This is a genomic window from Sphingopyxis sp. OPL5 (genome assembly GCF_003797775.2).
Lineage (GTDB): Bacteria > Pseudomonadota > Alphaproteobacteria > Sphingomonadales > Sphingomonadaceae > Sphingopyxis.
Genome location: NZ_CP060725.1, coordinates 4,198,448 through 4,223,949, shown reverse-complemented (window position 1 = coordinate 4,223,949; position 25,502 = coordinate 4,198,448). Strand labels below are relative to the sequence as shown.

The following is a 25,502-nucleotide window of genomic DNA, read 5'->3' as shown; positions in this document are numbered from 1 at the left end:
TACCTAGTTATACAACTCGTGACAAGGGAGATAGTGATGGCCGAGGCGAAAAGCGACATCAAGCAGAGCGATGAGTGGCAGAAAGCCGTCGCCTATGAGATTACCGACGAGGATATCGAGCGGCAGCGCAAATTGCTGGGATTCGATCAGGCGGCGAAGACTCGCGAATATATCCAGACCGCGACCGAGGATAATATCCGCAACTTCGCGCACGGCATGGGCGACGACAAGCCGCTCTACACCGATCCCAATTATGCCAAGAAGACCCGCTGGGGCAGCGTGATCGCACCGGGCATGATGGCGGGCATCATCAACAAGCCGATGAAGGGCGACCCGATTCCCGACGAGATCAAGGCTCTCAAGAAAAGCCTGTTCCGTGGCATCCACGTTTTCGTGTCGGGGTCGCAATGGGATTTCTATCGCCCGATCTTTCCGGGCGACACCATCTACAGCTTCAACGGCGACGAGACGTGCGAGGTCAAGCAGTCCGAATTCGCCGGGCGCTCGGTGATCACCAATCGCCGTGACGTGAAGATCAACCAGCGCGGCGAGGTCGTCGCGGTCTATCGCATCCTGCGCGTGCTAACCGAGCGCAAGACGGCGGCCAAGAAGGGCAAATATTCGGCGATCGAACCCGCGAGCTATACCGACGAGGAAATGCAGGCGATCGAGGGCATCTACGCCGCCGAACGCGTCCAGGGTGCCGAAAAGCGCTGGTTCGAAAGCGTCGCAAAGGGCGATTCGGTGGGACTGCAGGCGAAAGGCCCGCTGACCGTCACCGACGTCATCTGTTTCCACGCCGGCGGTTACGGCTTCGTGCCCTATGCCCCGACCGCCAACCGCCTCGCGCACAAGAACCGCCAGCGCATCCCGGCCTTTTACGTCAAGAACGAGCATGGCATTCCCGACGTCGCGCAGCGGCTGCACTGGGACCCGGTGTGGGCGCAGGCGATCGGCAATCCGATGGCCTATGACTATGGAGTCATGCGCGAAAATTACCTGTGGCAATATCTCAGCGACTGGGCCGGCGACGACGCCGTCATCACCCACATCCATGATGAGATCCGCAAGTTCAACTATATGGGCGACGTCCAGCGCGTCACCGGCGAAGTGCTGGCGAAGCGCCAGGAGGGTGGCCAGAACCTCGTCGATGTTGCGGTGAAATTCACCAACCAGCGCGACGAGGAAACGGTGCGCGCCACCGCGACGATCGCGCTGCCGAGCAAGGATCGCCCGCAGCCGCTCTATCCGCAGGTTCCCGAGGAACTCGCGCAAAAGGCGGTTCAGATGCTGGCGCGCCACCGCGAACTCGGCGGGGATTGACCGGAAGCCGATCGCCGATCGCGTTCACGTCGTCATTGCGAGGAGCGAAGCGACGCGGCAATCCAGAGCGCGCGTAAACCGCTCTGGATTGCTTCGCTTCGCTCGCAATGACGAAGTATTTGCGGAGCCGCCGAGGAACCAAACTCGTGATAAATGATGTGTCGCACGGGGAGGAATTATGGCTGACGAAATATTGATCGACGATGATGCGGGGGTCCGCACCATCACCCTCAACCGGCCCGACCGGCTCAACGCGCTGACCGGTTCGATCATGGCGCCGCTCGCCGACGCCTGCGCCGATGCGGCGCGCGATGCGTCGGTCGGCTGCGTCGTCGTCACCGGGGCAGGCAGGGGCTTTTGCGCCGGCGGCGATTTGAAGGAGGGCGGCGCCGACAAGGCGGTCGTTCCCGCCAATGCCGACAGCGGCAGCCGCACCGAACAGGGTCATGTGCGCCTCCGCACCTTCATGGAAACGTCGCGCCTGCTCCACGAAATGCCCAAGCCGACGATCGCGATGGTGAACGGTCCCGTCGCCGGGGCGGGCATCGGCATCGCGGGGGCGTGCGACCTGCGCTTCGCCGCGAAAAGCGCCAGCTTCCTGACCGCGTTCGACCGCATCGGCGCGGGGGGCGATTTCGGATCGACCTGGTTCTGGACCAAGATCGTCGGCACCGGCGTCGCGCGCGAGCTTTTCCTGCTCGGTGAAAAACTGACCGCCGATGAGGCCTTCGCCAAGGGACTCTACACCCGCCTGTTCGACGACGACGTGCTGGTCGGCGAAACGATGAAAGCTGCCCGCCGCCTCGCCGACGGCCCGCGCATGGGCTATCGCTATATGAAGGCGAACCTCAACAATGCCGAGGATTGGGCGTTCGAGGCCGCGCTCGATGCCGAGGCGCTCAACATGGGGCTGTCGACCAGCGCGACCGCGATGATCTGGCGCGAGAAGAAGAAGGCCGAAAACCCCGATGGCTGATTTTGCGCATATCCGCATCGACCGCCATGATGCCGGTATCGCCGCCGTCACCGTCGCGCGCGCCGACATCGGCAACGCTTCCTCGCCCGAAATGCTTGGCGAGATTCGTGATGCGTTTGTTACCCTCTCAGCCGACCGCGACGTCCGCGCAATCATCCTCGCGGCGGAGGGCAAGCATTTCTCGGTTGGCGCCGATTTCGCCTTCCTGCAAAAACTCACCGGCATGGCGGCGAGCGAGATCAAGGACACCGTCTACGCCAATTTTCAGGGCGCCGCCCGCGCCATATACCGCTGTCCGAAACCGACGCTCGCGCTGGTGCAGGGCGCGGCGGTGACGGTCGGCTGCGAACTCGCGCTCGCCTGCGATTTCCGCATCGCCGCCGACAGCGCGATGTTCCAGGAAAGCTGGATCAAGCTCGGCATCATGCCGCCGCTCGGCGGCACCTTCCTGCTGCCGCGCATCGTCGGGCTCGGCCGCGCGATGGAAATGTGCCTGCGCGGGAAACAGGTGCGGGCCGAGGAAGCGTTGAGCATCGGTCTGGTGAGCGAGGTGGTCGCGAAGGACGAACTCGCCGCGCGCGGCATGGACCTCGCGCGCGAACTCGCCGCATCGGCCCCGCTCGGCTATGCGACGGTGAAGCAATCGATCCAGCGCGCGCTCGAAAGCAGCATGGAGGCCGAATGGCAGGCCAATTTGCCCAATCAGGCGCTATTGCTCGGTAGCCAGGATCACCGCGAGGGGCTGGCTGCGGTCACCGAGAAGCGCGCGCCGGTTTTTAGGGGCGAATAACTCACCTCGTCATTGCGAGGAGCCGAAGGCGACGCGGCGATCTCCAGCTATCGGGCTTGCGCAAACTGGATGGCCGGAGATTGCTACCGCCGCGACCCCGGCGCGACGAAGATCGTCTGCGTGCCCTTGGCATAGACGCCGTCCTCGTCGGCGAAGAGATTCTGCGCCACCGCATGCCCGTTGCCCGCGCCTTCGGTGTGGGCGTCGAGCAGCAGCCATGCGCCGCGCGGCATGCGAAAGAACTGGATGCCGATGTCGAGGTTCGCATAGCTCCATTCATGCGCATGCGTCGCGCTGCCGACGCCATTGCCGAAATCGGCGAACAGGCACGCCTTGACGAAGGGCGACGCCGGCACGCCGCGCACGACCTCGCCGTTCATGCACATCCAAGCCACGCCGCGCCCCGGTTCGCGCACCTGGCCCATGACCGGCCGCGTCCGGATCGCCCCCGCCATGCTCGCGCCGATCAGGAAATCATCCTCGGGCACATCCTCGGGCGCGGGGTGCGGGTGTGGGGGATGGAATTCGGGGGTGTCGAGCTGCCGTGCCAGCAGCACATGCGCCTGCGCGACCATCTTCGCGCCCGCCAGCAGTTCGATGCGGTAAAGCTGCGCCTGTCGCCCCTGGCGCACCGGGACGATGCGCGGGACCAGCGGTGCGCGCGGCACGATGCCCAAAAAGTCGATCGTCACGCGGCAAATTTCGAACCCCGGATCGAAACCGGCTTGCTCGATCGCATGCGCGAACAGCGCCGAGATCGGCCCGCCCGCGACCGCATCGGCGAACCAGGGGTTGCGTGACAGGCCGGTGGGCTCGAAACCTTCCTCGGTGTGGACGAAATAATGGGGGATCGGGTCGGTGGTGCTGTTCATCGGCGCCTCCTACCATGCTTCGCACGCCGTACAACATGGTTGACGTAGTTATATAACTCAAGCATAGAATCACCATCGACAAGGGAGAGCGAGCGATGGATCTGAGCTATGGCGAGGCCGCCGAGGTCTTTCGTACGGAGGTCCGCGCCTTTCTGTCGTCGCGCTGGCCCCCGGCTGCCGACCTGCGCGGCGCCGATCTCAAGGCCTTCATCCGCACCTTTCGCGCCCAGGCGACCGACGCTGGCTATCTCTACCGCGCGATCCCGAAAATATATGGTGGATCCGAGCAAAGCGTCGACGTCATCAAAGCGCAGGTGATCCGCGAGGAGTTCGCGCGCGCCCGCGCCCCGATGGAAGTCGGCGGCAACGGCATGAACATGACCGTGCCGACCCTGCTCGAAAAGGGCAGTGACGAGCAGAAGGACCTTTTCATCCGCAAGACGGTGTCGGGCGATTATATCTGGGGGCAGGGCTATTCCGAACCCGGCTCGGGCAGCGACCTCGCGAGCGTGCGCACCAAGGGCGAGCTGTCGCCCGACGGCAAAAAATGGATCATCAACGGCCAGAAAATCTGGACGTCGCAAGGCATGCAATCGACGCACATGTTCATGCTCGTGCGCACCGAACCCGACGCGCCGAAGCATGACGGCATCACCTATTTGCTGATCGACCTCGACCAGCCCGGTGTCACCCGCCGCCCGATCCGCCAGATGACCGGCGAGGAGGGCGATCACACCTTCTGCGAATTTTTCTTCGACAACGCCGAGACGCCGGTGAGCTGGCAGGTCGGTGAACGCGGGCAGGGCTGGTACGTCAGCCGCACGACGCTCAAGCACGAACGCGCGAGCATCGGCGGCGCCGACGGGCTCGGGCGCCAGTTCGCCAAGCTGGTCGAATTGGCGAAGGAGGTCGGCCGCATCGACGATCTGATCGTTCGCGACAAGCTCGCCCAGATCGAAGGCTCGGTCCTTTCGCACCGCTACACCAGCTACCGCCTGTTCAGCTGTGCGGCGGCAGGCGAGGATCCCGGCCCGGTCGCGCTGATGATGAAGCTTTTGCTCACCGAAATCGGGCACGAGATGGCGCTGCTCGCGCAGGACCTGATCGGTGAGCATGGCTTCCTTGAGCCCGTGGGTGCGGGCGGACGCGGCAATCGCGGGCCGCGCGGGCCCGAAAAATGGCTCGACCAGATCATGGGTAGCCTCGGCAATTCGATCGCCGGCGGCGCGTCGAACATCCAGCGCAACATCGTCGGCGAACGCGGGCTCGGGCTGCCGCGCGACCTCGCGATGAGCGGGGAGCGCTGAGATGCATTTCCACCTGACCGAAGAACAGACGGCGATCCAGGACGCGGTGCGCGGCACGCTCGCCGGTGCCTGGCCGATCGAGCGGCTTCATGCCTTTGCCGATGGCGACGATGATTTCGACCGCACCAGCTGGGATGCGCTGATGGCGCTCGGCCTCGGCGGCACGCTCGCGCCCGACAGCGGGATGGGGCTGCTCGACGCCGCGCTGGTGTGCGAGGTCGTGGGCGAGGCGGCGGCACCGGGGCCGCTGATCGGCCAGCTTCTCGCCGTCGCCGCCGCTGCGTGCAGCGACAATGGCGCAGCAAAATCCCATCTCGAAACGCTGGCGAGCGGCGAAAAGGTCGCGACGCTGGTCCACGGCGGCAGCGCGTTTGTCCCTTGCGCGCGCGCCGCCGACTTTTTCCTGATTGTCGACCGCGAAGCCGGGGTCCGCCTTGTCGCCGCGGTCGACGCGGCGATCGAGGCGGTCAAGGCCGCCGACCGCAGCCGCCCTGTATCGAAGGTCGCGATTCCCGCCGATGCTGGCGAGACGCTCTTCGCCGCGAGCGACCCGATGACCGGTCGTCTCGCCGACGCGGCGCTCGTCCTCGTCGCCGCCGACGCGCTCGGCGGCGCGCAGAAGGTCACCGACATGAGCGTCGCCTACGCCAAGGAGCGCGAACAGTTCGGCCAGCCGATCGGGCGTTTCCAGGCGCTCAAGCACCAGCTCGCGCATATGGCGCTCGATGTGGAGCCGGCGCGTGCGCTCCTGTGGTACGCCGCCTATGCCTGGGATGCGGGCCTCCCCGACGCGCCGCGTGCGGCCGCGATGGCAAAGGCCCATCTGTGTGACATCTACGTCCGGTCGACCCGGGCGGCGGTCGCCGCGCATGGGGGCATCGGGTACACTTGGGAATATGGACTCCATTACTGGTTTCGTCGCGCGGCTTTTGACCGGGCATGGCTCGGAAGCCCGGCCGCGCATCGCGCGCGGGCGGCGGTCCTCGCGGGGTGGTGACGGGGTGAGCGGCGCTCGCGACCGGCTGCAACTTGTCCCCGGCGTCCGCCGGTTGCGCCCCGACGATCATTTCATGATCCTGTCCGAAACCGACGCGTCGCCGATGCATGTCGGGGCCCTGATAATGCTCGATGTGCCGCCCGACCGGCAGGACGTTTTCGCCGCTGCGATCCGCCGCCAATTCGCCGAGCGTCTGCCGGCGACGCCGCTGCTCGCGCGGCTGCACGAAGCGCCCGACGGTTTCGATTCGGACGTCTGGGCGGACCTCGCGAGTTGCAACCTCGACGCGCTCGTCGCGGTCCAGCCGCATCCCGGTGCGTGGGCCGACGACGAGCTTCATGCGGCCGTCGCGATGCTCAACATGCGGCGGCTCGACCTCGAAGGTCCGCCCTTCGCGGCGCATGTCTTCGAACGGCTCGCGCACGGCGGCAGCGCGCTCTACCTCAAGATGCACCACAGCGTCGCCGACGGTATCGGTTTTCAGACCGTCCTCGCCCTGCTCAGCGACGCCGCGCCACCGGCACCGCAGCGCACCGCCGACGCGGCGTTGCCCGACGGCGGGACGTGGCGCGTGCTGGCGCAAACGCGTTTCGCCGACGAGGCCGCGCAGCGCGCCGAACAGTCGGAGCGCCGCCGGGACGCGCTCGCCAAGCTCGAAGCCCATAAGGGCGACCGCGCCCCGACGCCGCAGCTCAAGATGTCGGGCTCGACCTCGGCACGCCGCCGCTACGCGACGATCAGCCTGCCGCTCGCGCGCGTGAAGGCGGTCGGCAAGGCTCTCGGAGCCACGGTCAACGATGTCTTCCTGACGCTCGCCAGCACGGCGCTCCGCGAATATCTGATCGAGATCGACGATCTTCCCGGCACGCCGCTCGTCGTCAATTCGGCGCGGTCCTATCGCCGTCCAGACCATGGCGATTTCGGCAACCGCATCGTCGCGCTGCATCCGCATCTCGCGACGCACCTCGCCGACCCCGTCGAACGCCTGCGCGCGATCCAGGCGTCGATGGCCGCCGAGATGCGCCGTACCCCGCACGACGAGGCGCTGCTCGACGCCGCTGAAAAGCCTTTCGGCGCCAAGGATCGCCGCATCGCCTTTGCCGAGCGGCTGGCGGGCGGCAAACGCCTGATCCCCGGCAATTTGACGTTGTCGAACGTGCCCGGCCCGGCCGAGGCGCGCAGCTATGCCGGCTTTCGCCAGCGCAACAATTACCCCGTGCCGATCATCGGCTCGGGCCGCTTTCTCAACATCACTTCGCGGCGTAGCGGCGACAATCTCGACATGGGCGTGATCGCCGATGCCGAAAAAATCGCCGACGCGGGCCGCATCGCGGCGCTGTTCGCCGCCGCGCTCGACGAACTGGAGACCATTGCATGACCGACGACCTGGCGTTCAAGCCGGAAGACGACCGTTACCATCAGCTATCCGATGATCCGTATGAAACCGAGACCAACTGGTGGTCGTTCAACATCCCCGAACGCAAGATCGGCTGCTGGATCCATGCGCCCTATTATCAGAACCGCAAGGCGGTCACCTGGCGCATCTTCGCCTGGGATGACGAGGGCTATGACCAGGCGCGCATGGCCTATTATCGCAAGGTCGAGGAAGCGGCGATGCCCGACGCGCCCGATCTCACCGACATCGTCTTTCCCGGCGACAAGAACGGTGGCGGCTACAGCCTCAAGATGATCGAGCCGGGGATGAAATATCACCTCCAGTACGAGGACGCGTCGCGCGGTTTCGCGCTCGATTTCACCCACACGGGCCTCCACGAACCGCACCGCTTCCCGCCGGGCAAGCCGCCGTTCATGGCGACCCCGCATTACGACCAACTTGGCCATGTCGAAGGCTGGATGACCCTGCGCGGCGAAAAGATTCGCATCGACGGCATCGGGGTGCGCGACCGCACCTGGGGGCCGCGCGGCGGGCCCTATGCGGCGAGCCCGAAAGTCTATGCCAGCGACATCGAACGCGTGAAGCACCCCGGCGGCGCGCGCTGGCGCGAGATCGAGCGTGAGCGCGGCCGCGGACGGATCCAGTATATCTTCGGCCACCGCCGCGACGGCACCGGCTTCCTCGGCTTCGCGCGCGTGCAGGACGGCGACGCCGACGGCTGGTCGCCGATGAACGCCGGCTGGATCCGCCGCGACGGGAGCTTTGGCAGCCTCGATTCGAGCCAATCGCGCATGCGCGTGTTTCGTAGCCCGAAAACCGGCTGGAGCACGCATATGCAGGTCGAACTGGTCGACGACCAAGGCCGCGAAATGAAGAGCGAAGGCTTCGTCGTCAGCACGATGAGCGAAGCGGGTTATGGCGTGAACCAGCTGATGCGCTGGGACATCGACGGCGGCATCGGCTGGGGCGAGGATCAGGACGTATGGAATCCGGTCCATTATGTCCGGGTGCTCGACGCGCTGAAGGCGACTGTCTGAAATAAGGGGGGATATGCGGAAAATCCTGATCGGGCTGACGGCGGCGGTTGCGCTAGCCGGATGCCAGCCAAAGCCCGAAGCCACGACGCCGGAGCGCGATGCCAAGGCGGTGATGGAAGCGTTCTGGAAGAACACGGACGCGAACCGCTTCGGCGCCAACGGGGCGCTGCTCGCCGACGACATCGTCTTCATCGACCCGATCTGGGGACGACATGAGGGCAAGGAAGCGGCGACCAGATTCCTCGCGCAGTTCGAAGGGGCGGGCGACGGCTGCTGCACGCTCGACCGGCTGGTCACCGATGGCAATGTCGGCTGGGCCTTCTGGACGCTGCATGCACCGAACGACGAACAGCCTTGGGTCGGGGTCTATCAGGTCAAGGACGGCAAGATCGTCTTTTATCAGGATATCCACCAGCGCGTCTATTCGGCGGAAGAGCAGGCCGCACACAAGGCTGCGTTCAAACAGGCGCAGGACGCGAAAAAATCTGCCAAGACGCGCGGATGACGATCTTTTCCAACCTCTCGCTTCCCCTGATGTGTGCGCCGATGAGCTTCGCCTCGTCGGTCCCGCTCGCGGTCGCCTGTTGCCAAGCGGGCGTGATCGGCGGCTGGCAGGGCGGCACGATCACGCCCTTTGAACAGTTCGAAAACTATCTGGCGGCGCTCGCCGGCATCGAAGGCGCCGCGCCGCCGATCGTCAACATGCCGGCGCGCTGGGGTGCCGATCCCAAGGCCGCCGACCGCCTTGCGCTGCTCGAACGCTACCGCGTCCCTCTCGTCCTCTCGAGCCTCGGCGATCCGTCGGCACTCGTCGAGCGTGTCCATGGCTGGGGCGGGCGCGTCGTCCACGACGTGACGACGATGAAACACGCCGAAAAGGCGATCGCGGCGGGGGCGGACGGGCTGATGCTGACCTGCGCCGGCGCAGGCGGGCATACTGGGTTTTTGACACCGATGGCGTTTGTTCCCGCGGTGCGGCGGATGTTCGGCGGGCTGCTGATTGTCGCGGGCGGCATCGCCGACGCGCATGGCATCGCCGCCTCGCTCGCGCTGGGCGGCGACATCGCCTGCATGGGCACGCGCTTTATCGCGACGCCTGAGAGCGGGGTGGTCGAGGGCCACCGGTCGATGATCCCGGCGGTGAGCGCCGACGATATCGTAGCCTCGGCGGCGATGAACGGCGTTCCCGCGCACTGGATGCGGCAATCTATCGAGGCGGTCGGCCTCGATGCGAAAACGCTGCCCAACACGCGCTCGCCGATGCCCGAGGGCGTGATACCCTGGCGCGACATTTGGAGCGCCGGGCAGAGTGCCGGGCTGATCGACGCTGTCGAGCCGGTGGATGCGTTGGTGGCACGGTTGAAGGGTGAGTTCGTGGACTTGCCGGCGGTGCCGGACTGGCGGTCCAATCTCGGGGCGCGGACCGCGGGCTGGGCGTAATCCCCCTCACCAAAAAGCCTCGTCATTGCGAGCGGAGCGAAGCAATCCAGAGCAGGCTACGCGACTCTGGATTGCCGCGTCGCTTCGCTCCTCGCAATGACGAACATGATTATCCCATCACCAACACGATCCGCCCTGCGCTCTTGCCCGCCGCCGCATCGGTCATCGCCGCGCGAAACTCTTCCAGCGGATAGGCCCGCGCCACCGCCGGTCGCAGCGTGCCTTCGCCCGCCAGCGCGAACACCGTATCGCGATTGGCCTCACTCTTCTCGGGTTCGAAAATGCCGAACTGGCGGATATCGACCCCGATCAGGCTCGCCCCTTTCAGTAGCGGCAAATTGGTCTTTAGCGCCGCGATCCCGCCCGGAAAGCCGATCACCAGATGCCGTCCGTTCCACGCCAGCGAGCGGAATGCCGGATCGGTCGCCTCGCCACCAACGGGGTCGAACACGACGTCGACGCCCTTGCCGCCGTTCGCCGCCTTGACCTGATCGCGCCAGTCGTCGCCGCGCGCGTCGACCACGGCATTGGCGCCGCCCGCAGTGGCCAGCGCGCGTTTTTCCTCGCTCGATGCCGACCCGATCACCCGCGCGCCCAGATGCTTGCCGATCTGTACCGCGGCATAGCCGGTTGCGCCGCCCGCGCCGAGCACCAGCAAGGTCTCTCCCGCCTTGAGGCTGCCGCGATCGACCAGCGCGTGCCACGCGGTCGCATAGCTCACGGGGAAGACCGCGGCTTCCGCGAACGACAGTGCTCCGGGCATCTTGCGCACCGTGCGCGCGGGCAGGTTGGTCGCGTCGGCGAACATCCCGCCCCAGCCGCTCGCGACGACCTTGTCGCCGACCGCCAATCCTGCGACCTCTGCCCCGACCGCGGTCACCACCCCCGCGCACTCGCTGCCCGGAATGAAGGGCACCGGCGGCTTCACCTGATATCCGCCACCCGCGGTCAGCACATCGACGAAGCTGATCCCTGCCGCCCTGATAGAAATGCTCACTTGTGTGGGCGCGGGCGGCCCCGGATCATGATCGACGAGCGCGTAATTTTCGGGCGGGCCGAGTTCGTCGGCACGAACGGCGCGGGGCAGGGGAGCGGTCATCGGACACCTCTTGTCATTGCGGATTTAGAAGTATAACCAAGTTATATAACTATTGGAGGGAAAGCTGATGGGTTTCAAGACGCGGATCACCGAAATGCTGGGGATCGAACATCCGATCGTCCAGGGCGGCATGCAGGCGGTGGGCACCGCCGAGATGGCGAGCTCGGTGTCGAACGCCGGCGGCCTCGGCATCATCACCGCGCTGACCCAGCCGACGCCGCAGGCGCTGCGCGACGAGATCGAGAAGTGCCGGTCGATGACCGACAAGCCCTTCGGCGTCAACCTGACCGTCTTCCCCACGATCAATTCGCCCGACTACAACGCCTATGCCGACGCCGTCGTCGAAAGCGGGGTGAAGATCATGGAAACCGCGGGCACCCCGGCGGTGCGCGAGATCTGGGCGCGGGTGAAACCGCACGGCGTCACCATCCTGCACAAATGCACGGCTGTCCGCCACGCGCTGTCGGCCGAGAAAGCCGGCTGCGACATCATCTCGATCGACGGTTTCGAATGCGCGGGCCACCCGGGCGAGGACGATATCCCCGGGCTGATCCTGATCCCCGCCGCCGCCGACAAGGTCAAGATTCCGATGCTCGCGTCGGGCGGTTTCGGCGACGGCCGTGGCCTGATCGCCGCGCTCAGCCTCGGCGCCGAGGGCATCAACATGGGCACGCGTTTTTGCGCGACCAAGGAAGCGCCGGTGCACGACAATGTGAAACAGGCCTATGTCGACAATGACGAGCGCGGCAGCTTCCTGATCTTCCGCAACTTCAAGAACACCGCGCGCGTCGGCAAGAGCGAAGTCAGCGAAGAAGTCGTCCGCCGTCTCGCCTTGCCCGACGCGAAGTTCGGCGACGTGCAGGAACTGGTCGCCGGCACCGCGGGCCGCGAACTGCTGACCACCGGCGACCTGTCGAAGGGCGTCTTCTGGGCCGGCATGATCCAGGGGCTGATCCACGATATTCCGACCTGTCAGGAATTGATCGACCGGATCATTTCGGAAGCCGAAGCGATCGTCGACCAGCGGCTGGCGGGGTTTCGCCGGTAAGCCTTGCGCAAAATCCTCCCCGTCGCGAAGCGATGGGGAGGGGGACCGCGCCCGAAGGGCGTGGTGGAGGGGCCGCGGCCTTGCACAGACATCGAGGGCGTCGGCCCCTCCGTCAGCGCTTCGCGCCGCCACCTCCCCATCGCTCCGCGACAGGGAGGATTATATTCACAGCTGCCCGCCATCCACTCGCACCAGCGCCCCCGTCGTGTACGACGACGCCGGGCTCGCGAGCATCAGTGCCGCGGTCACGATCTCGTCGGGGTTCCCCGGCCGCCTCAGCGCGACCGGCTGCGTCTCGCGCTTCCGCTCGTCCCACGCTTCGGCAATGTCGGTCAGGAATGGTCCGGGGCTGATCGTGTTCACCCGCACCTTGGGCGCATATTCGCGGCTCAACGACACGCTCATCGCGTTGAGCGCCGCCTTCGCCGACCCATAAGGAATCACCATCGGCAGCGCCATCAGCGCGCCGGTCGAACTGATGTTGATGATGGTGCCGCCATCGCCCTCGCTCATCCGGTGCGCGACCTGGCTCGCGAGCCGGAACGGCCCCTTGAAATTCAGGTTCAGCACCGAATCGAACAGGTTTTCCGGCATTTCGTGGCTGGGGCAGGCGGGCGACATGCCGGCGTTGTTGATCAATATGTCGACACGGCCGAATTCCGCATAAGTGGCCGCGATCAGCCCGTCGATCTCGTCCCAGCGTCCGCAATGTACCGAATGCGCCATCGCCCGGCGGCCGAGCGCGCGGCATTCGGCCGCCACCTCTTCGCATTTGTCGAGCTTGCGGCTCGCCACGATCACATCGGCGCCGCGTTCGGCCAGCGCCTTGACCATCCGGTAGCCCAACCCGCGCGATCCGCCGGTGACGAGCGCGACTTTGCCGGTGAAATCGAACAAGGGATCAGGCGTCATTTTTCGGTTCCTCATATTTTTGGGTATCCGACGCCGGGCGGCTGTCGGGGTGATCGGTTGGAATATCGTCAAAGGCGGCGACTACCCGCGCCATGCGGTCGGCGACGAGCCCGCGATGCTGTCCGTGGGTCACGATGTGCAGCCGGTTTTCGCGAATGCCGCGAACGACCATGTCGCCGACCATGGCCGGGTCCATCCCGCCGGCTCGGGGCGCACGCCCCGTGCTTCGGCCGAGGTTGGTCGTCACCAGTCCGGGACAGAGCACCGAAACGCCGATCCCCTCGGGCTCCAGTTCGGCGCGCAGCACTTCACTCAGGCCCACGACGGCAAATTTGCTCGCGGTATAACCTCCCAACTTTGCGCTGGCGATCAGCCCGGCCATCGACGCGGTGTTGACGACGTGGCCGCCGCGACCTGCCTCGCGCATTGCGGGGACGAAGCAGCGGACGCCATTATAGGTGCCGGTCAGCTTGACCGCGACGATCCGGTCGAAATGCGCTTCGGGCATCGCATCGAGCGGATTGAGATCGGGGCCGATGCCCGCGTTGTTGATGAGGATCGAGACCGGACCGAACCGCGCCTCGACAGCCTGCCGCGCGCGCGCCCAAGCATCGCGGTCGGTCACGTCGAGCGCAACCGCCATCGCCGCGTCGCCCAGCGCCGCCGTCTCGCGCTCGAGGGCTCCGCCGTCGATGTCTGCGAGCGCGACGCGCGCACCTTCCCGCGCTAGCGCACGGCCGATCGCAAGGCCGATCCCGCTGCCGCCACCGGTGACAAAGGCGGTCCGCCCCTCGATCGCAAAGGATGCGCGCATCGCGACTAGCGCGCCCGGATCGCCGCCAGCCGGGTCGGGATATGCTCGCTCGGAAACAGCCCCGCCGCCGGCGTGGCGTTCCGCAGATAAGCCTTGGCGACCTGCACCTTGTGCACTTCGGTCGGTCCGTCGGCCAGCGCCATGCTCGGCAGGCCCATCCACATGTCGGCGAGCGGCAGTTCGAGCGTCATGCCAAGGCTGCCGTGGAGCTGGATCGCACGCTGGATGATGTCGCGATAGACCTTCGCCATCTGCACCTTGCACATCGCGATGTGCGTGCGCGACGCGCCGTGCGGCATGCGGCCGGCCTCGACCTCGTCGATGATCCACGCGGTCTTGAGCACCAGCAGGCGGAATTGTTCGAGTTCGATGATCGAATCGGCGATCGCCCCCTGGACGAACTGATGCTCGCTGAGCTGCTTGCCCTGCGTGCGGCGCGACACCGCGCGTTCGAGCATCATGTCGATCGCGCGCTGGCATTTGCCGACGGTGCGCATCGCATGATGGACGCGCCCGCCGCCGAGCCGCGCCTGCGCGACCTTGAAGCCTTCGCCCGGCCCGCCGAGCATCGCGTCGAGCGGCACGCGCACCTTGTTGTAGCGGATATAGGCGTGGGTGCCGTCATCCTCGCCTTTGCTGTCGCCCATCGTCTGCGAATGACGGATGAATTCGACCCCCGGCGTGTCGGTGGGGACGATCAGCATCGACATCCGCTCGTGGGGCGGGCTTTCGGGGTTGGTCACCACCATCACGATCAGGAAGGCGGCGAAGCGCGCGTTCGACGAGAACCATTTTTCGCCCTCGATCACCCATTCATTCCCTTCCTGCCAAGCGCGGCAGGTGAATTCCTTGGGGTCGGCACCCGCCTGCGGCTCGGTCATCGAAAAGGTCGAGACGATCGTGCCGTCCATCAGCGGCTGAAGGTAGGTCGCCTTCTGTTCCGCGGTCCCGAACATCGCGAGGATCTCGCTGTTGCCGGTATCGGGCGCGGCGGTGCCGAACACCGTCGGTGCCCAGTAACTCCGCCCGAGAATCTCGTTCATCAGCGCGAGGGTGAGCTGGCCAAAGCCAGGGCCGCCAAGCTCGGTGCCGAGGTGGCAGCCCCACAGCCCCTGTGCCTTCACCTGGTCCTGCAGCGGCTTCATATACGCCCGCGATTCCCTGTTCGCGACGTCATAGGGCGCGCCGTGGCCGGGGAAGAGCAGGTCCATCGCTTCGCATTCGTCGCGTACGAATTTCGACATCCAGTCGAGCTTTGCCTGCAATTCGGGTTCGATGCGGAAATCGATCATGCGTCTGTCCTTGATTAGCCGATGAGGCGGATGAGTTTTTCGGCCTCGGCGAAATTGCCGCGGACCAGCCGGTCGAAGAAGCGCCCGGTCTCGGCGCTGAGAATGCCCTTGGCGGCCTGCGCGACCTTATATTCGAGGATGCAGCCGCCCTTGAACATCGCGAGGATCAGATAATAATCGAAGCTCGCCATGCTGCGCCCGGTTCCCGCGGCATAATGCGCCATCAGTTCCTGCCGCGTCGGCCAGTCCATGACATTGTACAGAGCCTTTTCGGGGACATGGCCGGGGAAACGATCGTCGCGGATGCCGTTGCAGAACCAGGCAAGGTCGAGCAGCGGATCGGCGATCGTCGACAGCTCCCAGTCGATCAGCGCGGTCAGCCGGCACGGCGGGTCGAAGGCGAACAGCGCGTTGGGCGTTCCGACATCGCCGTGGATGATTCCGGGGCGGAAATCCGCAGGCTTGTTCGCGCGCAGCCAGTCGCGCGCGAGCGCAAAACCGGGCAGCTCGCGCCATTCGAAATCATAGAGCTGCTTGTAGCTCTTGATCTGGCCTTCCCAGCGGTCGACCTGCCGTTCGAGGAAATTGTCGGGGCGTCCGAAATCTTCGAGACCGACGGCCTTATAATCGACATTGGCGAGCGCGATCAGCCCGTCGACCATCGCGAAGGGCACTTCGCGCGCATGCGGCGGCTTGTCGAAGGGTGGGCGGTCGTGGATGCGTCCGTCGGTGAGGTCGGCGGGCCAGCCCTCGACCAGATCCATGACATAGAAGGGCGCGCCGATCACATCGGCGTCGGCGCAGCTGCCGTGGCAGACGGGGTGGGGGACAGCGGTGCCGTTCAATGCGGTGAGTACCCGCGCCTCGCGCAGCACGCTCTTTGCGCTCCCCGGCGGCGGCACCGCTGGCGGGCGGCGCAGGATCAGCGTGTCGCCGCCGCGATTCAGCGACAGGATGACGTTCGACGTCCCGCCATGGATCTTGCGGGTCACCAGCGGCCCGTTCCCGAGCGCCGGAATATTGGCGTCGAGCCATGCGGTCAGCCGCACGGGATCGGCCAGCGCCGTCACATCGTCGCTCATCGCTCGCGCTCCCGCAAATAGGCTTCGATTTCGGTTCGGATCGCGTGCATCCGCGTCGCGGCGTCGGCGAAGGCGCTGCCGCCGACCCGCGCCATCACTGCGCGTGTTGCCACCTGCGCACGTTCATGATCGGCCGCCTTCAAGGCCCGCCCGGCCGCGGTCGCAACGATCAGCGACGCACGCTTATGCTCCGGATTGTCGGCAAAGGCCGCCAGGCCCAGCTCGGCGAGCCGGTTCGCCGCGCGTTGCACCACCTGGCGCGGATGGCCGAGGCTGCGCCCGATCTGTGCGACCGTGGGCGGCGCCGCGGCGTTCACTACCGCGGTCAGCACCATCAGCTCCATCTCGGGCAACCCGCTCTCGGCGCGCGTGTCGGCAAAAAGCGCCCGCATCCGCCCGCGCAGCCGCGCGACCTCGTCGGCGAATCGTTCGAAATCGGTGAAACGTTCTGACATGGCACTTTGATGTCAAAATGACACTAAGGTGTCAATATGCCAAAGGCGGCTGTGTTGAATTCGATTGGGGTTCAGCGCGACGTCATCGAGTCGAACAGCGACCCTTCGGCCTGCCAGTCGATCCGCACCCGGCGATGCGCAAAGCGCCAGCCGTCGGCGGTCCGTGTCAGCTTGTCGTCATAGGTGCCGCTATGGTCGGGCCCGAAATTGCTGTGCACCGCGAAATAGCTGCGCGCGGTCGCGCGATCGCCGTTGACCGCGATCAGCGGGTTGGTGATATGGTGGCGGATGAAGGTCAGCCGCGCATCGCGCGTTCCCGACGACAGTGCAGCCTCGATCGCGGCGGCACCCTGCGGCGCCTTACCGAGATATTCGAGCACGCCGTCGGCTGCGAAACACGCCGTCATTTCGTTCAGCCGCCCGCGGTCGCCATTGTAGGTGTAGCGCGCGAGCAGGTCGCGGATCGCGTCGCGATCACCGGCAAGATCAGCCATAATAATACAACTCCAACCCCGGCTCGTCCCAGCGTGTCTTCACCAGCCGGCCGGTGGTCGACAGCGTGATATAGGCATCGCGCATATCCGCGCCGCCGAAGGCGATATTGGTGACATAGGGTTCGCCCGCGATCGCGAACTTCGACACCGCGCCGTCGGGGGTGATCGTCGAAATGCCGCCGTCATAGAGCGTCGCGACGCAGATATTGCCCGCCGCCGTCACCGCGAGGCTGTCGAACCCGACGGGGCCGGGTGCGGTCGCGACCCACGCCGGGCGCTGCGGCTCGACCTTGCGGTCATAGCGCCACAGCCGCGCCTGGTGCGTGTCGGCGACATAGACGTGGAGCCCGTCGGGCGACAGGCCGACGCCGTTGTACGACACCGCATGGCGGTTGATCGCGACGATGTCCGACCCGTCGGGCAGCGTGCTGAACAGCCCGCTCGCGGTGCGGATGCCGTCGTGGGTCTTGCCGAGGTCGGTGAACCATATCCGCCCCTCGGCATCGAAGACGATGTCGTTCGGCGCTTCGAGCGCGATGCCGTCGCAGCTGTCGCAAATCCGCTCATACCGGCCGGTCGCCAGGTCGACACGCTCGATGCGGCCCTCATGCCCGGCCCCGCGCGCATTCTGGAATTTAACGAGGTCGAGCCCGCCGCTGTTGCAGACATAGAGCGCGCCGTCGGGCCCGATCGCCGCGCCGTTCGGTCCGCCGCCGATGTCGCAGACCGTCTCGGTCCGGCCGTTCCAGCAGCGCGTGATCCGCCCGCCTGCGAGTTCGACGACGATCACCGATCCGTCGGCCATCACCACGGGGCCTTCGGGAAAGGCGAGACCTTCCGCGATTATCTCCATCATCCTCTCCTATATAACCTAGTTATGTATGTCTTGACACGCACGTGGCTGAGGCGCAACCCTGCGCGAAGGGAGAGAAAATTGCCGGTTCCAGCACATCATATCGTGGCGGCCCCGCCGCCGTTCGACGCACCGCCCTATCCGGCGGATATCTTCGCGGGTCAGACGGTGCTCGTCACCGGCGGCGGATCGGGCATGGGGCTCGCGATGGCCAAGGCCTTCGCACAGGGCGGCGCCAATGTCGCGGTCATGGGCCGCAGTATCGAACGCGCGCGGGAAGGCGCGGCGGAAATCGCGGCGCTTGGCGTGCGCGCCCATGCGATGAGCTGCGACGTGCGGCTCCCCGAAGCCGTCGCCGCGGCTTTCGACGAGGCCGAAGAGGCGCTCGGCCCGATCGGCCTGCTCGCCAACAATGCCGGCGCCAATTTTCCGGTCCTCGCCGAGGATATCTCGCCCAACGCGTGGAATGCCGTCACCCGCATCGCGATCGACGGCACCTTCCTTTGTTCGACCGAATTTGCCCGCCGCCGCATCGCGCGGGGCAAAGGTGGCGCGATCGTCAACAACAGCGCCCAATATATCTGGACCGGCTTTCCCGGCGATGCGCACAGCGCCGCCGCCAAGACCGCGCAGGCGACGATGACCCGCAAACTCGCCGCCGACTGGGCGCCCTATGGCATCCGGGTCAACGCGATCGCCGCGGGGTTTTTCCCGCATGCGAGCTCGACCGCCGGAAACCGCGAAGGCGGCATCGAGCCGCTTCAGAATATGATCCCCGCGGGGCGCACCGGCAGCATCTGGGAATTCGGCTGGCTTTCGGCGATGACCTGCACACCCCTGTTTGGCGACATGACCGGGCAGGTGATCGTGCAGGACGGCGGCGAAAGCTTGCGCCGGTCGCTGATGATGCCCGACTTCGTGCCGCCGCGCGAACGCGCCGACGGGCCTTGGGGGTGGAAATGACGCGGGTGGAAATGAGCGGTTGGCTGGCGGGCAAACGCGCACGGATCGAGGGCGATAGCCCGGCGATCATTGCGGCCTTCCAAGCGGCGGGCGCGACGCTGGTGAGCGACGGCGACCATGATATCTGGGTTCATATCGCGCCGCCGCCCGCGACAAAGCTGGCGCAGGACCTCACCCATGCCGAATGGCGCGCCAGCCTCGACGTCGGTCTCGACCGCCGCTTCCTCGGCGCTAAGGATTTCGCCGAGGCCTGTCGCGCTCGCGGGCAGGGCGGGGCAGTGCTGTTTATCGGCGCCCCCGAACAGGCGCTTGGCGCCGACCATGCCGCCGCCGCGGGTGCGCTCGGCAACCTCACCAAGACGCTTGGCGTCGAATGGGCGCGCGACGGTATCCGCGTGAACAGCATTCTCACGCGCGAGACCGGCGACACGCTCGGAAAGCTCGCTGCCTATCTCGCCAGCGATTACGCCGCTTATGTCACCGGCGCGGTCATGGGCATCACCCTTGATGACTGACCGCATCCGCCTCGACGGGCAGGCGGCGTTCGTCACCGGCGGCGGCGGCGGCATCGGCCGTGCCATCGCAATCCGCCTCGCCGAAGCGGGCGCCGACATCGCGATCTTCGACATCTTTCCCGAGCGCGCCGAAGAGGCGGCCGAGCGGGTCCGCGAAGCGGGGCGCAAGGCGCTCGCCATCCCCGGCGACGTCATGGACGCCGACGCATTGCGCGCCGCAATCGACCGCACCGCCGCCGAATATGGCCGGCTCGACATTCTCGCCAACAATGCCGGCGGCGTCTCGGCGCGCCCCTTCCTCGAACAGAGCGAGCGCAGCATGCGCAAACATGTCGACATCAACCTGATGTCGATGCTGGTCGCCACCCAAGCCGCGGCGCAGCATATGGTCGCGGGCGGGCGCGGCGGATCGATCGTCAACGTCGCGAGCATCGAGGCGAGCCGCGCCGCGCCGAACTTTGCCGTCTATGCCGCGTGCAAGGCGGGCATGCTCAGCTTCACCAAATCGATGGCGGTCGAACTCTCGGGCCATGGCATCCGCGTCAACTGCATTGCCCCCGACCATACGATCACCCCGGGCAATCAGGGCAATCGCGCCGGCCCGGTCGATCCGGCGACCTGGAAACAGCATAGCGACGAGGCCGTCGATGCGATGAACCGCCTCATCCCGCTCGGGCGCGAGGGTGTCGACATGGAGTGCGGCGATGCCGCGGTCTTCCTGTCGAGCGCGATGGCGAGCTATATCAGCGGTGTCCTGCTGCCCGTCGATGGCGGCACCTGGGCATCGTCGGGCTGGGTGCGCGGGCAAAACGGCAAATGGACACTCAACGAAGGATTGTCTTTCGGCGCCTAAATGGAGGAAATGGCAGCAACATTGCGGGCTGGCACCAAAGCCACTAAAGACGCAGTTAGAGTAACGCATCCTTATAGAATGACCGGGTCAGGGGGCAGGAATTTTGCAGATGGATAGTGGCAATTCGCGCATCCGGGTTCCGAAGACGTCGGAACTGGTCGCCGACCAGATCAGGGCCCAGATCGTCCGCGGTGAGCTGAAAGAAGGCGACTCGCTGCCACCCGAGGGCACGTTGATGGCTACCCTCGGCATATCGCGCCCGACCCTGCGCGAAGCCTTCCGTATCCTCGAGGCCGAAAATCTGATCAGCGTCGTTCGCGGTTCGCGCAGCGGTGCGCGGGTGCACCAGCCGTCGGTCGAACTCGTGTCGCGTTACGCCGGCTACCTGCTTGAGGCCGAGGGGACGACGATCGCCGATCTCTATGCCGCGCGGCTCGCGATCGAGCCGACCGTCGTGCGCTGGCTCGCGACCTCGAAGGGCCAGACGCCCGGCTTCGCAAGGCTACGGCAAGCGCTTTCCGAGCTTGAGGACATGCTCAAGAATGAAGGCTATGCCGAATTCGTCGACAATGTGTCGATTTTCCACCAGACGCTGGTCGAGGCAACGGGAAACAAGACGTTGAGCTTGATGAACCGCATGCTGCTCAACCTGGGGCGCCATCATCAGAATGACTATCAGCGCCGCCACCCTCGCACGACCGAGGACAAGTACAAGAGCCTGCGCGCGGGGTTCAAATCTTTCGAGAAACTGGTCACGATGATCGAGGCCGGCGACGTTGAGGGTGCCGTCGCGCACTGGCGGCTCCACCTGCGCAACGCCAACGACACCTGGGCGGCGCGCGGCGAGGGCGAGCGGACCGTCGACTCCCTGCACGGATGAGTTCGAATTTCATCGAGGCGATGACCGCCGCCGCGGCGCGGGCGCCCGGCGCGTCGCTGACCGTTGCCTCGGATCGTCTGCCCTGCATCACCACGCTGAGTGACGTCGTCGCAGCGGGACGCCGCATGGGAACGCGAATGACAGCGGCGGGCGTCGGCCGCGGCGACATTATCGCTTGCATGCTCGCCAACTGGCGCGAATGGCTCGTCGTCGCGGTCGCCTCCGGGCAGGCGGGCGCCGTGATGCTGCCGATCGTCACCATCTATGGCGCGAAAGAACTCGGCTTCATCCTGCGCCAGTCAGGCGCGAAATGGCTGTTCACGCCCGACCGCTTCCGAAATGTCGATTATGCGCAGGTGGTAGCCGACTGCGGCGACCTTCCCGCGCTTGAGCGCCACATCGCCATCGGCCGCGCCTTCGCTGCGCTCGAAGCCGACGGGCCGATTGCCGATCCGGTGCCGGTCGATGCGAACGACCTCGCGCTGCTGGTCTATACCTCGGGCACCACCGCTGATCCCAAGGGTGTGATGCACAGCGCGCGCGGTTTCCTCGCCGAGCTTGAAACGATGCGCGCGATGCGGGCCGGCGGCGACGATGATGCGGTGATCTCGCCCTGGCCGCCCGGCCATGTCGCGGGCGCGCTGTCGATGTACCGCTTCCTTTGCCAGGGCACGCCGCTGATCCTGATGGACCAGTGGGATGCGGCGCTCGCCGCTGAGCTCATCGACCGCCACAAGGTGACCTCATCGTCGGGCACGCCCTTCCACCTGTCGGGCATGATCGCCGCCGCTGACATCCATGGCTATGACCTGACCTCGCTGCGCCAGTATCTCGTTGGCGCCGCGCCCGTGCCGCCTTCGCTGATCGAGCGCTGTCAGCGCCAAGGCCTCGCCGTCTATCATTGCTACGGATCGAGCGAGCATCCGACGGTGACTTCGGGGGTCGTCGACGACCCGCTCGACAAGCAACTCCATACCGAGGGCCGCGCGATCGCTGGCTCTGAAATGCGCTTCATCGACGACGACGGTCACGACGTCGCGCCGGGCGAAGACGGCGAAATCTGTACCCGCGGTCCCGAACTCTTCCTGGGCTATCTCGACCCCGCGCTGAACGAGACCGCCTTCCTGCCCGGCGGCTGGTACCGCACCGGCGACATCGGCCGCCTCGACGAGGGCGGCTATCTCCTCATCACCGACCGCAAGAAGGACATCATCATCCGCGGCGGCGAGAATATCTCGTCGAAAGAGGTCGAGGCGGTGCTGTTGGCGCATCCGGCGGTCGCCGACGTTGCCGTGGTCGCCGCACCCGACGACCGCATGGGCGAGGTAGTGCGCGCTTGCGTCGTGCTCGCGCCGGGTGGGTCGCTGACGCTCGATGAGGTGCGCGACCATTTCTTTTCGTCGGGCATCGCGAAACAGAAAACGCCTGAACGGCTGAGCATTGTCGACGAACTGCCGCGTAACGCTTCGGGCAAGGTGTTGAAGCACCAGTTGCGCGAAACCGCCTAGCGCTTCCTGGACTCGCCGAGTGGGACGAGCGGGAAGAGCAATTGCCGCCACCAGTCATGCTCGCCGCCGGGCAGGCCGTAACGCCACGGGCGACCTTCGGGCACATGCAGCGTCCCGAACATCCGATCATAAAAGCTGAGCATCGTGCAGAAGTTGCGATAGGCCTTGCCGTCTTTGCCATAACCATGATGCGTGTGGTGGATGCGCGGGGTCACGAACACCCATTCGAAGGCACGGACGAAGCGTGCGCCACCCGGCACCTTTCGCGCGATCACGTCGTCCCAGCGCCAGTCGCTGTGAGTGATCGCGTTCCACGCCATGATGGTGATGTAGAATATCGTCGTCGCACCGGTCATGCCGAGGTAAAATCCCAGCGCCGCCACCCAAGTATAAGCGTGGACCAGCGGCCAGACCAGATTGGTACGCCACATTAAGGTGACATTGACATAGGGCGCGCTGTGATGGGTGCGGTGCATGCCGTGGAGCCACGGGTGGTTGATCGTATCATGCGCCGAACGGTGGATCCAATATTGGCCGAACTCGGCGACAAGCAGCAGGCCCACGAACCCCGACCAGATTGGCACGTCGCCAAGCGCGCCTTTGCCTGTCGGCAGCAACAGGCCGACGATCCATGCCGTCAGCCACGCCATTCCGATGCGCGTCACCTGCGAGCCGAGAATTACCGAGCCGATGATGAAGAAATCATGCTTGCGATGGACGCCCTTGTGACGGCCCGTGGCCAGTTCGATCGCCAATATCGCGGCGATCAATATGAAGGTCCAATGTTGCGGCTGCATCGATATTCTCCCCTGCGATGCGGCAATCCATCCCACGACGCGGGCAATAAATCCAATGCATAGATATTGCATTTTTAATGCATAAACTGCATGATTGGTCATGGATTTGCGAAGACTTCGCCACGCCGTGTTTTTGGCCGACTGGGGCAATTTCACCGCCGCCGCCGCGCGGCTGCACCTGTCGCAATCCGCGCTCAGCCGCAGCATCCAGAGTCTCGAAGGCGAACTGGGGCTAAAATTGTTCGAACGCATTGCAACGGGCGTCGTCACCACGGCGGCGGGTTCGGCGGTGGTCGAAGAAGCGCGCACGCTGCTTGGGCAGGCGGAAGGGCTGAAGGCGCATGCGCAGCGGCTGTCGCGCGGCGAAACGGGGCGCGTACGCATCGGCCTCGGCCCGATGTTCGCCGGCCTTCTCACCGATTATCTGCAGGCCGTGTGGCAACCGTCGCAGGCGGTCGAGGTTCAGGTGCATATCCTGCCGGTCGAACGGCTGGTCAGCCGCCTGCTGTCCGATGATCTCGACTTCTTCGTCGCCGACGGCCGCGCGGCGCGCGATCACCCGAGCATCGCGGTCGAACCGATTGGCACGGCGCCGATCGGTTATCATGTACGCCCGGGGCATGAACTGCTCGACCGCAAGCGGCTTTCGGTTGCCGACATCGCCGCATATCCGCGCGCGTCGCCCAATCTGCCGATGGTGCCGCTCGATGCGGGGCCGGCCGTGCGCCAGTCGAGCCGCCCCGAGGCTGGCAGCGTGTATTGCGAACAAGTGTCGACGCTGGTCGAACTGACCGCGCGCAGCGACGCCGTCTTGCTCGCGATTTCAGCGGCCATCGCCGAGCATATCGACGCCGGGCGGCTCCTCACGCTTGCCATCCCCGAAATCGCCGACTGGTCGGCGCAGATCGTCATCGCCCGCCGCGCCCGGCTTTACCCCACCCCGACCGCCGAACGTTATGCGGTCGCGATGGCCACTCATGTTCGCAATCGCTGGATCGAGACGGCCCAGCCTAATTGCGCATTATGAACCCGCCATCGACGTTGAGCGCCTGACCGGTGATCCAGTCGCCCGCGGACGAGCACAGCAACAACAGCGCCCCGACCAGATCCTCCGGCAGCCCGCGCGGCTGCTTGACCACGCGCGCCATCGCCGCCTGAACGAACGGGCTTTCCTCGGGGGTCAGCGCCTTGCCCGCGTCGGACATCGTCATCCCCGGCGCGATCGCGTTGACGTTGACGTTCATCCGGCCGAGTTCGGTCGCCAGTGTCGTCGTCAGTCCGAGCAACGCCACCTTGCTGATCCCGTAGGTGGTCTGCGCGGGGAAGCCGCCCGCCGACAGCTGGTTGACGATCTTGCCGCCGCCGCGCGCCTGGAACAACGGCACAGCGGCCTTCGAACAGATCAAGGCACCGGTCAGATTGACGCGCATCAATTTGTCGAAATCGGCGATGCTCGTCTGAATCGCCAGCGTACCGACCGCCTCGACCATCAGCGCAGCGTTGTTGACGAGGATATCGAGCCCGCCGAAGGCTGCGGCGGTCGCCTCCATCATTGCCGCGACCGACGCCTCGTCGGCGATATCGACTTCCACTGCCAGCGCCTTGCCGCCTGCCGCTTCGATCTCGCCCGCGACGCGCTCGGCGCCTCCCTTGTTGAGGTCGGCGACGACAACGCTAGCCCCCGCGTTGGCGAGGCCCACTGCATAAGCGCGCCCGATGCTGTTCCCGCGCCCGCCGGCGCCGGTGACGATCGCCACCTTGCCGTCGAGCCGGAACTGGTCGTTCGTGAAATCGGCCAT

The 25,502-nt window shown here is 65.8% G+C and carries 27 protein-coding genes; 16 read left to right on the top strand and 11 right to left on the bottom strand.

What is annotated here, in order from left to right; genetic code table 11:
- The first annotated feature begins 36 nt into the window (after positions 1-36).
- From EEB18_RS20320 to EEB18_RS20310, 3 genes are all read left to right on the top strand, one after another.
- Positions 37-1,323, top strand: a complete 1,287-nt coding sequence (locus EEB18_RS20320) for a MaoC family dehydratase N-terminal domain-containing protein (protein ID WP_187139878.1) — start codon at positions 37-39, stop codon at positions 1,321-1,323.
- 178 nt (positions 1,324-1,501) lie between these two features.
- On the top strand, positions 1,502-2,299 hold the full coding sequence (locus EEB18_RS20315; protein WP_187139879.1) for an enoyl-CoA hydratase-related protein: 798 nt from the start codon (positions 1,502-1,504) through the stop codon (positions 2,297-2,299).
- A complete protein-coding gene (locus EEB18_RS20310) occupies positions 2,292-3,089 on the top strand; it encodes an enoyl-CoA hydratase/isomerase family protein (protein WP_187139880.1) in 798 nt (265 codons plus the stop codon). Before EEB18_RS20315 ends, EEB18_RS20310 begins: the two co-directional genes overlap by 8 nt.
- 83 nt (positions 3,090-3,172) lie before the next feature.
- On the opposite strand, the gene EEB18_RS20305 is transcribed toward EEB18_RS20310, so the two are convergent.
- Positions 3,173-3,961, bottom strand: coding sequence for an acyl-CoA thioesterase domain-containing protein (locus tag EEB18_RS20305; RefSeq protein ID WP_187139881.1), 789 nt, complete (start codon positions 3,959-3,961; stop codon positions 3,173-3,175).
- 95 nt (positions 3,962-4,056) lie between these two features.
- On the opposite strand from EEB18_RS20305, the gene EEB18_RS20300 reads away from it, so the two are divergent.
- Genes EEB18_RS20300 through EEB18_RS20275 form a run of 6 tightly spaced genes read left to right on the top strand, consistent with a single transcriptional unit; the run spans position 4,057 to position 10,138 of the window.
- Positions 4,057-5,268, top strand: a complete 1,212-nt coding sequence (locus EEB18_RS20300; protein WP_187139882.1) for an acyl-CoA dehydrogenase family protein — start codon at positions 4,057-4,059, stop codon at positions 5,266-5,268.
- 1 nt (position 5,269) lies between these two features.
- Positions 5,270-6,265 (top strand): acyl-CoA dehydrogenase family protein, encoded by a 996-nt coding sequence (locus EEB18_RS20295; RefSeq protein WP_187139883.1) that lies wholly within the window; start codon positions 5,270-5,272, stop codon positions 6,263-6,265.
- A 4-nt stretch (positions 6,266-6,269) separates the two neighbouring features.
- Entirely contained in the window at positions 6,270-7,643 is a 1,374-nt protein-coding gene (locus tag EEB18_RS20290) for a wax ester/triacylglycerol synthase domain-containing protein (protein ID WP_187139884.1), read from the top strand.
- Positions 7,640-8,698: a hypothetical protein gene (locus tag EEB18_RS20285; RefSeq protein WP_187139885.1), complete on the top strand. Its 1,059-nt coding sequence runs from the start codon at positions 7,640-7,642 to the stop codon at positions 8,696-8,698. The genes EEB18_RS20290 and EEB18_RS20285 overlap by 4 nt, the downstream gene beginning before the upstream one ends.
- A gap of 13 nt (positions 8,699-8,711) precedes the next feature.
- Positions 8,712-9,203: a nuclear transport factor 2 family protein gene (locus tag EEB18_RS20280; protein WP_187139886.1), complete on the top strand. Its 492-nt coding sequence runs from the start codon at positions 8,712-8,714 to the stop codon at positions 9,201-9,203.
- Entirely contained in the window at positions 9,200-10,138 is a 939-nt protein-coding gene (locus tag EEB18_RS20275; protein ID WP_187139887.1) for an NAD(P)H-dependent flavin oxidoreductase, read from the top strand. Before EEB18_RS20280 ends, EEB18_RS20275 begins: the two co-directional genes overlap by 4 nt.
- 109 nt (positions 10,139-10,247) lie before the next feature.
- Here EEB18_RS20275 and EEB18_RS20270 read toward each other — a convergent pair whose 3' ends face one another.
- On the bottom strand, positions 10,248-11,237 hold the full coding sequence (locus EEB18_RS20270) for an NADPH:quinone oxidoreductase family protein (RefSeq protein WP_187139888.1): 990 nt from the start codon (positions 11,235-11,237) through the stop codon (positions 10,248-10,250).
- Positions 11,238-11,304: 67 nt separating this feature from the next.
- On the opposite strand from EEB18_RS20270, the gene EEB18_RS20265 reads away from it, so the two are divergent.
- Entirely contained in the window at positions 11,305-12,285 is a 981-nt protein-coding gene (locus EEB18_RS20265) for an NAD(P)H-dependent flavin oxidoreductase (protein WP_187139889.1), read from the top strand.
- Between the two features lie 165 nt (positions 12,286-12,450).
- Here the strand turns inward: EEB18_RS20265 and EEB18_RS20260 are convergent, their stop codons facing one another.
- The 7 genes from EEB18_RS20260 to EEB18_RS20230 form a co-directional block, all read right to left on the bottom strand.
- Complete coding sequence (locus EEB18_RS20260) at positions 12,451-13,197, bottom strand: SDR family NAD(P)-dependent oxidoreductase (RefSeq protein ID WP_187139890.1); 747 nt, start codon at positions 13,195-13,197, stop codon at positions 12,451-12,453.
- Positions 13,187-14,011: an SDR family oxidoreductase gene (locus EEB18_RS20255; RefSeq protein WP_187139891.1), complete on the bottom strand. Its 825-nt coding sequence runs from the start codon at positions 14,009-14,011 to the stop codon at positions 13,187-13,189. The genes EEB18_RS20260 and EEB18_RS20255 overlap by 11 nt, the downstream gene beginning before the upstream one ends.
- Positions 14,012-14,016: 5 nt before the next feature.
- A complete protein-coding gene (locus tag EEB18_RS20250) occupies positions 14,017-15,303 on the bottom strand; it encodes an acyl-CoA dehydrogenase family protein (RefSeq protein WP_187139892.1) in 1,287 nt (428 codons plus the stop codon).
- A gap of 14 nt (positions 15,304-15,317) precedes the next feature.
- Complete coding sequence (locus tag EEB18_RS20245; RefSeq protein WP_187139893.1) at positions 15,318-16,385, bottom strand: phosphotransferase family protein; 1,068 nt, start codon at positions 16,383-16,385, stop codon at positions 15,318-15,320.
- Entirely contained in the window at positions 16,382-16,840 is a 459-nt protein-coding gene (locus tag EEB18_RS20240) for a MarR family winged helix-turn-helix transcriptional regulator (protein WP_187139894.1), read from the bottom strand. Before EEB18_RS20240 ends, EEB18_RS20245 begins: the two co-directional genes overlap by 4 nt.
- Positions 16,841-16,911: 71 nt before the next feature.
- The gene (locus EEB18_RS20235; protein WP_187139895.1) at positions 16,912-17,334 is read right to left on the bottom strand and encodes a nuclear transport factor 2 family protein; all 423 of its coding nucleotides are present in this window, start codon (positions 17,332-17,334) and stop codon (positions 16,912-16,914) included.
- Positions 17,327-18,187 carry an SMP-30/gluconolactonase/LRE family protein gene (locus EEB18_RS20230; protein WP_187139896.1) on the bottom strand — a complete coding sequence of 287 codons (861 nt, stop codon included), beginning with the start codon at positions 18,185-18,187 and terminating at the stop codon, positions 17,327-17,329. Before EEB18_RS20230 ends, EEB18_RS20235 begins: the two co-directional genes overlap by 8 nt.
- Positions 18,188-18,268: 81 nt before the next feature.
- Between EEB18_RS20230 and EEB18_RS20225 the strand changes: the two genes are divergently transcribed.
- From EEB18_RS20225 to EEB18_RS20205, 5 genes are all read left to right on the top strand, one after another.
- Complete coding sequence (locus EEB18_RS20225) at positions 18,269-19,150, top strand: SDR family oxidoreductase (RefSeq protein ID WP_187139897.1); 882 nt, start codon at positions 18,269-18,271, stop codon at positions 19,148-19,150.
- An 11-nt stretch (positions 19,151-19,161) separates the two neighbouring features.
- Positions 19,162-19,665: an SDR family oxidoreductase gene (locus tag EEB18_RS20220; RefSeq protein ID WP_187669039.1), complete on the top strand. Its 504-nt coding sequence runs from the start codon at positions 19,162-19,164 to the stop codon at positions 19,663-19,665.
- The gene (locus EEB18_RS20215; RefSeq protein WP_187139899.1) at positions 19,658-20,518 is read left to right on the top strand and encodes an SDR family NAD(P)-dependent oxidoreductase; all 861 of its coding nucleotides are present in this window, start codon (positions 19,658-19,660) and stop codon (positions 20,516-20,518) included. The genes EEB18_RS20220 and EEB18_RS20215 overlap by 8 nt, the downstream gene beginning before the upstream one ends.
- A gap of 109 nt (positions 20,519-20,627) precedes the next feature.
- Positions 20,628-21,398 carry a FadR/GntR family transcriptional regulator gene (locus EEB18_RS20210; protein WP_187139900.1) on the top strand — a complete coding sequence of 257 codons (771 nt, stop codon included), beginning with the start codon at positions 20,628-20,630 and terminating at the stop codon, positions 21,396-21,398.
- Positions 21,395-22,906 carry an AMP-binding protein gene (locus tag EEB18_RS20205; RefSeq protein WP_187139901.1) on the top strand — a complete coding sequence of 504 codons (1,512 nt, stop codon included), beginning with the start codon at positions 21,395-21,397 and terminating at the stop codon, positions 22,904-22,906. The genes EEB18_RS20210 and EEB18_RS20205 overlap by 4 nt, the downstream gene beginning before the upstream one ends.
- On the opposite strand, the gene EEB18_RS20200 is transcribed toward EEB18_RS20205, so the two are convergent.
- Complete coding sequence (locus tag EEB18_RS20200) at positions 22,903-23,703, bottom strand: sterol desaturase family protein (protein ID WP_187139902.1); 801 nt, start codon at positions 23,701-23,703, stop codon at positions 22,903-22,905. The genes EEB18_RS20205 and EEB18_RS20200 overlap by 4 nt on opposite strands.
- 100 nt (positions 23,704-23,803) lie before the next feature.
- Here EEB18_RS20200 and EEB18_RS20195 point away from each other — a divergent pair, with 100 nt between their 5' ends.
- Positions 23,804-24,730: a LysR family transcriptional regulator gene (locus tag EEB18_RS20195; RefSeq protein WP_187139903.1), complete on the top strand. Its 927-nt coding sequence runs from the start codon at positions 23,804-23,806 to the stop codon at positions 24,728-24,730.
- Here the strand turns inward: EEB18_RS20195 and EEB18_RS20190 are convergent.
- Positions 24,714-25,502 carry an SDR family oxidoreductase gene (locus EEB18_RS20190; protein WP_187139904.1) on the bottom strand — a complete coding sequence of 263 codons (789 nt, stop codon included), beginning with the start codon at positions 25,500-25,502 and terminating at the stop codon, positions 24,714-24,716. The two genes, EEB18_RS20195 and EEB18_RS20190, sit on opposite strands and share 17 nt — an antisense overlap.

Excerpts from the sequence above, each read along its gene's own strand:
- EEB18_RS20280 (WP_187139886.1), top strand. The coding sequence starts at position 8,712 with ATGCGGAAAATCCTGATCGGGCTGACGGCGGCGGTTGCGCTAGCCGGA.
- EEB18_RS20210 (WP_187139900.1), top strand. The coding sequence starts at position 20,628 with ATGGATAGTGGCAATTCGCGCATCCGGGTTCCGAAGACGTCGGAACTG.
- EEB18_RS20215 (WP_187139899.1), top strand. The coding sequence starts at position 19,658 with ATGACTGACCGCATCCGCCTCGACGGGCAGGCGGCGTTCGTCACCGGC.
- EEB18_RS20235 (WP_187139895.1), bottom strand. The coding sequence starts at position 17,334 with ATGGCTGATCTTGCCGGTGATCGCGACGCGATCCGCGACCTGCTCGCG.
- EEB18_RS20240 (WP_187139894.1), bottom strand. The coding sequence starts at position 16,840 with ATGTCAGAACGTTTCACCGATTTCGAACGATTCGCCGACGAGGTCGCG.
- EEB18_RS20285 (WP_187139885.1), top strand. The coding sequence starts at position 7,640 with ATGACCGACGACCTGGCGTTCAAGCCGGAAGACGACCGTTACCATCAG.
- EEB18_RS20220 (WP_187669039.1), top strand. The coding sequence starts at position 19,162 with ATGAGCGGTTGGCTGGCGGGCAAACGCGCACGGATCGAGGGCGATAGC.
- EEB18_RS20305 (WP_187139881.1), bottom strand. The coding sequence starts at position 3,961 with ATGAACAGCACCACCGACCCGATCCCCCATTATTTCGTCCACACCGAG.
- EEB18_RS20190 (WP_187139904.1), bottom strand. The coding sequence starts at position 25,502 with ATGGCCGATTTCACGAACGACCAGTTCCGGCTCGACGGCAAGGTGGCG.
- EEB18_RS20270 (WP_187139888.1), bottom strand. The coding sequence starts at position 11,237 with ATGACCGCTCCCCTGCCCCGCGCCGTTCGTGCCGACGAACTCGGCCCG.
- EEB18_RS20300 (WP_187139882.1), top strand. The coding sequence starts at position 4,057 with ATGGATCTGAGCTATGGCGAGGCCGCCGAGGTCTTTCGTACGGAGGTC.
- EEB18_RS20245 (WP_187139893.1), bottom strand. The coding sequence starts at position 16,385 with ATGAGCGACGATGTGACGGCGCTGGCCGATCCCGTGCGGCTGACCGCA.
- EEB18_RS20320 (WP_187139878.1), top strand. The coding sequence starts at position 37 with ATGGCCGAGGCGAAAAGCGACATCAAGCAGAGCGATGAGTGGCAGAAA.
- EEB18_RS20195 (WP_187139903.1), top strand. The coding sequence starts at position 23,804 with ATGGATTTGCGAAGACTTCGCCACGCCGTGTTTTTGGCCGACTGGGGC.
- EEB18_RS20295 (WP_187139883.1), top strand. The coding sequence starts at position 5,270 with ATGCATTTCCACCTGACCGAAGAACAGACGGCGATCCAGGACGCGGTG.
- EEB18_RS20265 (WP_187139889.1), top strand. The coding sequence starts at position 11,305 with ATGGGTTTCAAGACGCGGATCACCGAAATGCTGGGGATCGAACATCCG.
- EEB18_RS20230 (WP_187139896.1), bottom strand. The coding sequence starts at position 18,187 with ATGGAGATAATCGCGGAAGGTCTCGCCTTTCCCGAAGGCCCCGTGGTG.
- EEB18_RS20255 (WP_187139891.1), bottom strand. The coding sequence starts at position 14,011 with ATGCGCGCATCCTTTGCGATCGAGGGGCGGACCGCCTTTGTCACCGGT.
- EEB18_RS20310 (WP_187139880.1), top strand. The coding sequence starts at position 2,292 with ATGGCTGATTTTGCGCATATCCGCATCGACCGCCATGATGCCGGTATC.
- EEB18_RS20275 (WP_187139887.1), top strand. The coding sequence starts at position 9,200 with ATGACGATCTTTTCCAACCTCTCGCTTCCCCTGATGTGTGCGCCGATG.
- EEB18_RS20200 (WP_187139902.1), bottom strand. The coding sequence starts at position 23,703 with ATGCAGCCGCAACATTGGACCTTCATATTGATCGCCGCGATATTGGCG.
- EEB18_RS20205 (WP_187139901.1), top strand. The coding sequence starts at position 21,395 with ATGAGTTCGAATTTCATCGAGGCGATGACCGCCGCCGCGGCGCGGGCG.
- EEB18_RS20315 (WP_187139879.1), top strand. The coding sequence starts at position 1,502 with ATGGCTGACGAAATATTGATCGACGATGATGCGGGGGTCCGCACCATC.
- EEB18_RS20260 (WP_187139890.1), bottom strand. The coding sequence starts at position 13,197 with ATGACGCCTGATCCCTTGTTCGATTTCACCGGCAAAGTCGCGCTCGTC.
- EEB18_RS20250 (WP_187139892.1), bottom strand. The coding sequence starts at position 15,303 with ATGATCGATTTCCGCATCGAACCCGAATTGCAGGCAAAGCTCGACTGG.